The sequence below is a fragment of the Kamptonema sp. UHCC 0994 genome (assembly GCF_029167235.1).
Taxonomy (GTDB): Bacteria; Cyanobacteriota; Cyanobacteriia; order Cyanobacteriales; family Microcoleaceae; genus Kamptonema.
Genome location: NZ_JARFTR010000210.1, coordinates 19,874 through 27,895 on the forward strand (window position 1 = coordinate 19,874; position 8,022 = coordinate 27,895).

Here is an 8,022-nt window from a genome sequence, read left to right on the forward strand (position 1 = left end):
AGAACTATTGTCTCGCGCTATTGGTATCTGTTTCTGTGTTGGCAAATCAAATTCCTACTTTCGTCCTAGTTGACGGTCACTCTCTGGCTTTTCGCTCCTACTACGCCTTTGCTAAAAGTAGGGATGGGGGATTGCGAACTTCTACGGGTATTCCCACAAGTGCGTGTTTTGGCTTCCTCAAGTCGCTGCTAGAGGTAATGGCGGCTGAGGAACCCCAGTATATGGCGATCGCATTTGACCTCGGTTTACCTACCTTTCGCCATGAAGCTGACGATACCTACAAAGCAGACAGAACTGAAACTCCCGAAGATTTTATTATTGACCTCAAAAATCTTCAAGAACTATTAAGTTATTTCCATTTATCAATAGTAACCGCCCCTGGTTATGAAGCCGATGATGTCTTGGGAACCTTAGCTCAAAGAGCTAGTAACGCAGGTTTTCGCGTGAAAATTCTTACAGGCGACCAAGATTTATTTCAGCTAGTTAATACAGCAGCAAATATTAGTGTTTTGCGTCTCGGTAGAGACTCCTTCGGGCGTGGTGGTAATGGAAGGGGTCAAGAATATGGCCCAGAACAAGTAATAGAAAAACTGGGAATTAGACCCGATCAAGTAGTTGATTATAAAGCTCTTTGCGGCGATGCGTCTGATAACATTCCCGGAGTTAAAGGGATTGGCGCAAAAACCGCTGTACAATTGCTGACAACTTACAACTCTCTCGACAATATTTATGCTTCTATAGATGAGATTAAAGGAGCAGTTAAGAAAAAGCTGGAAGACGGGAAAGCAGAGGCATACCATTCTCAAAATCTTGCTACAATTGTGTGCGATGTACCCTTAGAAATAGAGCTAGAAGAATGTAAGCTAACTGGTTTTGACGAGGCGGCTTTAATACCTATTTTGGAAAAATTAGAGTTTAAGACGTTTTTAAATAAAGTCAAGCAGCTTCAGAAGCGGTTTGGTGGTGTAGAACAAATTGGGGAAGAGGTTTCTAGCCGACGCTCTTTATCAAACAATGAAGATGATGAAATCTGGTTTTGGAGTTTTGCTGATACTCTAAAGGTTCCGCGAATTAAACCTCGCATTATTCAGACTCTCGAACAGTTAACTGAATTAGTGCAACTGTTGCAAACTTTCACCAATTCAGCCACACCTGTTGCGTGGGATACTGAAACTACAGCCTTAGAACCGCGAGACGCGGAATTAGTAGGAATGGGCTGCTGTTGGGGAACAGGCGAACAAGATTTAGCTTACATTCCTCTCGGACACAAAACGGGTGATAACTTGGACAAAGCAATAGTTTTAGAAGCGTTGCGCCCGATTTTAGAAAGTGATAATTATCCCAAAGCTTTACAGAATGCCAAATTCGATCGTTTAATTCTGCGCTGTCAGGGAATTAAATTAGCAGGTGTCGTATTCGACACTATGTTAGCTAGTTATGTTATAGATCCCGAAGGCAGTCACAACCTTGCTGCTCTGTGTAACAAATACTTGGAAGATCGGAACTTAACTGCCCAAAGTTATAAAGATTTAGTGCCTAAAGGTCAAACAATTGCTGATTTAGCCATTCCGAATGTTGCTAAATACTGCGGAATGGATGTTTATACAACTTTCCTGATCGTAGCAAAAATCCGCGAAAAATTAGATGAAGTTGATGCAGAAAAGTCTCTCACAAAGTTGTTATTAGAAGTAGAACAGCCTCTAGAGCCTGTTTTGGCTCAGATGGAATACAGGGGCATTCGCATTGACACAGCTTATCTCGAAGAACTATCACAAAAGCTAGAAAAGAAGTTAGAAGTAATTGAGCGGGCAGCCTACAAAGCCGCTGGTGAGGAATTTAGTTTAAGTTCGCCCAAGCAGTTGAGCAAGCTGTTGTTTGAAACGCTGCAACTAGATATCGAAAAATCACGAAAAATTCAAAGTGGCTATTCCACTGACGCTGCTGTTTTAGAAAGGATGCAAGGGGATCATCCTGTAGTTGACGCTATATTGGAACACCGCACTTTATCAAAGTTGAAGTCAACTTATGTGGATGCGCTGCCGCAGTTGGTGCGTGTCGATACGGGGCGGGTGCATACAGATTTTAATCAGGCTGCTACGGCGACGGGGCGGCTGTCTTCTTCTAATCCGAATTTGCAGAATATTCCTATACGCACGGAATTTTCGCGGCAAATTCGCAAAGCATTTTTGCCTAAAGAAGGCTGGTTTATGGTGTCGGCTGACTACTCTCAAATTGAGTTGAGGATTTTAGCTCATTTGAGTCAAGAACCTGTCTTAGTTGAGGCTTACAAAAATAATGAGGATGTGCATACTGTGACTGCTAAGCTGTTGTTTGAAAAGGAAACAGTAACACCGGATGAGCGCAGGTTGGGCAAGACGATTAATTTTAGCGTGATTTACGGAATGGGGGCGGAGAAGTTTGCGCGGTCTGTGGGAGTGAGTGAGGAGGAAGGTAAGAAGTTTATTGAGCGATTTGAGGAGCGCTATTCTAAGGTTTTTGAGTATTTGAATAGGGTAAAGAAGGATGCGATCGCGCAAGGTTATGTCTCAACAATTTTAGGTCGCCGCCGCTATTTCAAATTCGAGAGCGAAAGTATCCGTAAACTGATGAAAGACTTTGATGTTCAAGATATTAACCTTGCGACTCTCAAAAATATAGGGTGGAAGGACGCGCAACTTTTAAGAGCCGCTGCTAATGCGCCAATTCAAGGTTCTAGTGCTGATATTATCAAAGTTGCAATGGTCAAACTGCATGATATATTGCAGAATTATCAGGCGCGGTTACTGTTACAAGTACATGATGAATTAGTGTTAGAAGTGCCGCCGGATGAGTGGGAAGAATTGCAGCATAAAATTAAGAATACAATGGAAAATGCTGTAGAATTAACTGTGCCGCTAGTAGTTGATATTCATGCGGGGCAAAATTGGATGGAGACGAAGTAAAATTGATACTAGAATCATTCGGACTCATTCATCTTTCGTAAATTTCCCGGCGATGACCAACTTCCACAATTTTGATAGTGAAATTTTCATCATCAATATTGTAGATTACCCGATAATCGCCAACCCGAATTCGCCATCGGTTTTCTTCACCCTTTAACTTGACACAACCAGGCGGACGCGGGTCACTGGTTAAAGCCTGAATTTTGGGAGAAATTCGGCTGCTGATATCAAGTGGGAGAGAATCTAGTTCTTTTTCAGCCGTTCGTGCAAAAACAATTAGGTAGTCAGACACTCAGCTTACCCTTCTCCATCAGTTTAAGTTTAACTTCTCCCCAAGGCACAGTAGGTTCATTCTCACGCTCGTCAGCAATTATGCCGTCATAGACATCTTCCCAGAGTTCGCCGTGTTTATCAAATTCTAGAAGTACGGCAATATTTTCACCTTTGTCATTAATTAAAAACTGAAAATCAGTTGATTCTCCCAATTCTGCTAAAACATCTACCCAAAATTGACTGTGTTCTTTGAGGTCAACAATTGCAGCGGTTTTCTTGCCTTGGTTGTCCGTTAAAAATTGAACTCCACGCATGGTATAGTTTTTCATCTCGGTGTTTGCAAACATTGAATATGTATATTATAATAAATTAGCATGAACGATCGATTTTGGTTAAAACTACTGCAAAAGCACCGCGCGATCGCGGTCATCCGTTCCTCAAAAATGGAGCTCGGAGCGCTGATGGCTAAAGCTATAGCAAAGGGAGGAATTCATTTAATTGAAATTACCTGGAACAGCGATCGCGCACCTGAGTTAATTTCCCAATTGCGCTCGGAATTGCCGGATTTTACAATTGGTACTGGTACTCTCTTAAACTTAGATCAGCTATACCAAGCTATTGAGTGTGGCGCTCAATTTCTCTTTACTCCTCACACCGATTTAGCTATGATAAAAGCAGCAGTTAACGCAGGTGTACCGATAATTCCTGGTGCTTTTTCCCCTACGGAAATTGTTGCTGCATGGCAAGCTGGCGCTAGCTGCGTTAAGGTGTTTCCCATCTCAGCAACAGGAGGTGCTAGCTATATTAAAAGTTTACAAGGCCCACTGGGTGAGATTCCTCTAATTCCTACTGGGGGTGTTACTCTGGAAAATGCCAAAATCTTTATCGAAGCAGGCGCGATCGCGGTGGGTTTGGCAGGGGATTTGTTTCCTAAACAGCTAGTGGAAAGTGGAGATTGGGACGCGATCGCACAGTTGGCTCATAATCTTGTAAAAAACTTAACCTGAACGGTGAAGGTTAGGCAAGAATGCTATAATAGATAAGTTGCCTGTGATTTATATGAAATCTTTAGTTATATTATGTAAATGGGAAACCCTGAACTTATCTAGCTCCTAAAACCTCAGAGGTGTGAACAATGAAAAACATTATTAGCTCAATTTGGTTGCGTCGTGCTGTAACTTTGTGTGCTTGTAGTGCTTTAAGCATTTCCACTTTGTGTAGCGCGTCAACTCCCGCAACGGCAAACAATGAGCACAACAAAATTGCTTATAGAATTATGCAGTTGCAACAATCCAATCAGCGATGGATTGAAATTGATTTATCGAGGCAGCGGTTGGTAGCTTGGGAAGGCAATAAAGCGGTTTATGCAGTCATTGTTTCCACAGGCAAGGCATCGACTCCTACCCGCGTTGGGACTTTTGCTATTCAAACTAAGTACCTCAGTACCCGAATGACTGGGGAAGACTATGATTTGCCCAATGTTCCTTATACCATGTATTACGACGGTGGCAATGCAATTCACGGAGCTGGCTGGCATAATTTATTTGGCAATCCTGTCACTCACGGCTGCACAAATGTAGCAGTTAATCATGCTAAGTGGCTGTTTGATTGGGCTGAGGTAGGTACGCCTGTGGTAGTGCATAAGTCTGAAATTTGACAGAAAGAATAGCTAATTGTTAACTGTTAACTGTTAACTGTTAACTGTTAAGTAGCTGGACAAAAATAAAGAATGTCATTGCGAGTCCAGCGAAGCAATCTCAAAGCCTTGCGAATTGCTTCGCTGGGCTCGCAATGACATAGCTACGTTTATTTATGTCCGACTACTTAACTATCAACTATCAACTATCAACTATCAACAATTAGCAATTAGCAATTAGCAATTAGCAATTAGCAATTAACAATTAGCCTAACTTAGCTGTACAACAGGTTTATCCTCTAATAGAGTTTGAGTTGTCAATAAATCTTCTACTGTCATTCGTAAAAATCGCTGATTGTCAACTCGAAATAGGACTTTAATGCGATCGCTTCCCGGATAACCAGGGGGAGTTAGCTGAGCAATACTGCGTGCGCCATCCCGATCGTTAAGTGCTTGCACAGATGTCCTCCCAGATAACTGATGAGTCACCAAACGATCGCCATCAAAATAAACCTCAGTCCCGCCAGTTTCCGCCCCCAATTCCCCTACAATTAATTCAATACTGGGCTGACTTTCGATAGATGCGCCTAATACTAATTCTACTGGTTCGCTCATCGGATAAGCCTGACCGGATTTAATTAAAGGATGCCAACTATGACAATTATCGCGGCGGTTCCAGTAACGAATGCCGTAACTGTGATAAAGAAAGTCTTTGACTTCTACGCCTTGACTTAGTTGCAAAGCACCTTGTGCGATCGCTTCAAAGGGTTTCTCACACCGAATTTTTGCTGAGTCAAAATATTTCTGTACCCAAGTTTGAACTGCTGGAATTTGCACTGTCCCGCCAACTAATAAAACTGCATTAATGTCAGCAGTTTCTATGCCTTGACGACGAGCTTGCTGTAATACTTGATTCATGCACTCGTCGAGGTTATCAAAAAACTGATGTTCGGCAAGGATATCCTCGAAGCGATCGCGATCTAATTCTAGTTCGTAACTATCAAAAGTTTCGTCATCAAAATAAACTTCAGTAGCCTTATTTTGCAAAGACAACTGAATTTTTAATCGTTCTGCTAAACGAGTTGTTAAAGGAGATTTCGCTAATCCTTGGGACTGGGAAAAATAATCTACCAGCCAGTTGTCAATATCAGAACCGCCTAAGTTTTGCCCAGATTTAGCTAATACACGGGCAGTTTTTGCTTTTTGTCCTGAAGATTCAGCGAGGAGTTTTTCGCCCCATTTCAGAATAAAACCTAGAGGTTTTTTGCCTTCAGAATTATCTAATCTAACTAAAGAAAGGTCGAGAGTTCCGCCGCCGAAATCTATTACTAGCAGAATTTCCCGATCGGCCAAACCGTAACCCAAAGCGGCGGCGGTGGGTTCATCTAACATCCGCACTTGTTCTACTTCTAAAGATTGACTTACTTTACCTAGCCAGTTGCGGTAAGCTTCAAAACTATCTACTGGGACAGTAAAAGTTAAGGAATCTACAGGTAATGGCAATTCGCGAATTGAGCCGATAATGCGGTTAAGAAACCATTGACCAACTTGTTCAAAAGTGACTATTTGACCGTCTAATTCTGGCAAAAAACCCTGGATAGGAGTACCAATCCCGCGTTTGAAGTTACGGAAAAATCGGGGGTCGGCGTTTAGGTCAAGGCCGCGATCGCGCACTTGTTGACCCAGTACCACTTTACCCTGAGCCGCGTCCTCAACGTATAGCAAACTGGGAATTAGGGGTGGATTTTGCGCGGATATCAGCGATAATCCCGGCAATTTCAAGGTTTCTGGCTGCTGGGAGGCTTGATTCCAGCGAGCGATTACGGTGTTGCTAGTGCCAAAGTCAATTGCGATCGCCATTCAGTCATTACGCAGCAAGTCGTGACTAAATCATACTAAGGTCTGTAGCCACCCAAAAGCAAACCGAACTAGAGCAATTATTTCGCTGTAATGATATATCAAGGTTGCTGTTCAAAAAATTTAGTTATTATCAATCACAACCACCACCCCCATCATCACCACCCCCGTCACTACAATCACCATCACCCCAACCTGAATCACCCCAACCTGAATCACTCCAACCCGAATCACCGCAATCTCCAACCCCAGAATCTCCACCAATGCCTCTACCTCTTACAATAACAAAGGGTTGAGGATGGAGTATGAGATTAATAATTTTCTTCAAGAACTGAAACATCCAAAAAACAGACCATAGGAAAAATAATAAAAGGATAAATGCCTCTACAGTTAATGTCTTCATGGTATTGCCTACTCCATAATCTACTGCCCCTATAAGTAGAAGGCAGAGGGAATTAGTAGAATTCACTACAGAAAAGAATGAGGTAGCATGATTTTCAGTCATTGGTGTTTTACATTTAATTATCTCCTGCTACTTTAGGGTTTACAGACTGACTTTAGTATGTGAGAAAAATTATGCAAGTGACGACAATCACACTAAAATTGTAAATAATGAGCTATAGCGCTTTCAATTCTCTACCTTTAAGTTAAGTTTCACTGTAGAGAATTTACCATTAAATTAATGACCCGCAGTCACACCAATCCTGCGGGTCATTATTTGTGGGAGGCGATCGCACATTTAGTTTTGCACGATGGCACACAGCTCTTTAAACAGTTCCCGGACACAACGCGCAATCACTCGCTGACGGGCCAACTTAACAGGAGTCCCCCCCTTCTTCCGTCGTCGCAAGTTTTCAGACGGTGACATCCGTTCCTCTCCATATTGAAACACCAGCGGCGGATTATTTTTTGTAGTCTCAATCCGGGTAAACAACCACTGCCACAGAGCTTTCCGACACAATGCGCTACCTGACTGTTTACCCTTCTTTTTCTGCCCAGAATCCTCTCTTACCGCTGCGATACGATCGTACTTCTTCGACTTTCTTAATTCAGCCAACCAACCCCATAACAGTGGTGGTAAATCGTCTTGCAGCTTTGCCGATTGCACCAAAGCAATCTCCGGGCACTGCCAAGCTAACTCCTGGCGCATTCTGTTGATAATTATAGCAATTAAGCTAATTTCTATCTTAAAGCGCCACTTAGGTTCCCGCGACTTTTCCATAAGCATGAGAAAGTTTCGACTGTTATTATTCAGTCTCGTCAGGCGGGTTGTAATATTTTGGTAATTATGGTTATAATCGTATTAACAAGGCT

8 protein-coding genes are annotated in these 8,022 nt (G+C 42.5%); 3 read left to right on the top strand and 5 right to left on the bottom strand.

The window, feature by feature from the left end; translation table 11 throughout:
• Nucleotides 1-20: 20 nt before the first annotated feature.
• Entirely contained in the window at nt 21-2,942 is a 2,922-nt protein-coding gene (gene polA, locus PY364_RS19220; RefSeq protein ID WP_275524906.1) for a DNA polymerase I, read from the top strand.
• A gap of 28 nt (nt 2,943-2,970) precedes the next feature.
• Here the strand turns inward: polA and PY364_RS19225 are convergent, their stop codons facing one another.
• Both PY364_RS19225 and PY364_RS19230 read right to left on the bottom strand, forming a co-directional pair.
• Nucleotides 2,971-3,234 carry a type II toxin-antitoxin system RelE/ParE family toxin gene (locus PY364_RS19225; protein ID WP_275524908.1) on the bottom strand — a complete coding sequence of 88 codons (264 nt, stop codon included), beginning with the start codon at nt 3,232-3,234 and terminating at the stop codon, nt 2,971-2,973.
• Nucleotides 3,227-3,562, bottom strand: a complete 336-nt coding sequence (locus PY364_RS19230) for a hypothetical protein (protein ID WP_275524909.1) — start codon at nt 3,560-3,562, stop codon at nt 3,227-3,229. Before PY364_RS19230 ends, PY364_RS19225 begins: the two co-directional genes overlap by 8 nt.
• A 27-nt stretch (nt 3,563-3,589) precedes the next feature.
• Between PY364_RS19230 and PY364_RS19235 the strand changes: the two genes are divergently transcribed.
• The gene (locus PY364_RS19235; RefSeq protein WP_275524910.1) at nt 3,590-4,222 is read left to right on the top strand and encodes a bifunctional 4-hydroxy-2-oxoglutarate aldolase/2-dehydro-3-deoxy-phosphogluconate aldolase; all 633 of its coding nucleotides are present in this window, start codon (nt 3,590-3,592) and stop codon (nt 4,220-4,222) included.
• Between the two features lie 128 nt (nt 4,223-4,350).
• On the top strand, nt 4,351-4,872 hold the full coding sequence (locus tag PY364_RS19240) for a L,D-transpeptidase (RefSeq protein WP_275524911.1): 522 nt from the start codon (nt 4,351-4,353) through the stop codon (nt 4,870-4,872).
• A gap of 249 nt (nt 4,873-5,121) precedes the next feature.
• On the opposite strand, the gene PY364_RS19245 is transcribed toward PY364_RS19240, so the two are convergent.
• From PY364_RS19245 to PY364_RS19255, 3 genes are all read right to left on the bottom strand, one after another.
• On the bottom strand, nt 5,122-6,711 hold the full coding sequence (locus tag PY364_RS19245; RefSeq protein WP_275524912.1) for an Hsp70 family protein: 1,590 nt from the start codon (nt 6,709-6,711) through the stop codon (nt 5,122-5,124).
• 130 nt (nt 6,712-6,841) lie between these two features.
• On the bottom strand, nt 6,842-7,213 hold the full coding sequence (locus PY364_RS19250) for a hypothetical protein (RefSeq protein WP_275524913.1): 372 nt from the start codon (nt 7,211-7,213) through the stop codon (nt 6,842-6,844).
• Between the two features lie 234 nt (nt 7,214-7,447).
• Nucleotides 7,448-7,930: a hypothetical protein gene (locus PY364_RS19255; protein WP_275524915.1), complete on the bottom strand. Its 483-nt coding sequence runs from the start codon at nt 7,928-7,930 to the stop codon at nt 7,448-7,450.
• Nucleotides 7,931-8,022 lie beyond the last annotated feature (92 nt).

What these genes read in the sequence shown, in the direction of transcription:
- PY364_RS19230 (WP_275524909.1), bottom strand. Translation starts at nt 3,562, where the DNA reads ATGTTTGCAAACACCGAGATGAAAAACTATACCATGCGTGGAGTTCAA.
- PY364_RS19235 (WP_275524910.1), top strand. Translation starts at nt 3,590, where the DNA reads ATGAACGATCGATTTTGGTTAAAACTACTGCAAAAGCACCGCGCGATC.
- PY364_RS19240 (WP_275524911.1), top strand. Translation starts at nt 4,351, where the DNA reads ATGAAAAACATTATTAGCTCAATTTGGTTGCGTCGTGCTGTAACTTTG.
- PY364_RS19245 (WP_275524912.1), bottom strand. Translation starts at nt 6,711, where the DNA reads ATGGCGATCGCAATTGACTTTGGCACTAGCAACACCGTAATCGCTCGC.
- PY364_RS19250 (WP_275524913.1), bottom strand. Translation starts at nt 7,213, where the DNA reads ATGACTGAAAATCATGCTACCTCATTCTTTTCTGTAGTGAATTCTACT.
- PY364_RS19255 (WP_275524915.1), bottom strand. Translation starts at nt 7,930, where the DNA reads ATGGAAAAGTCGCGGGAACCTAAGTGGCGCTTTAAGATAGAAATTAGC.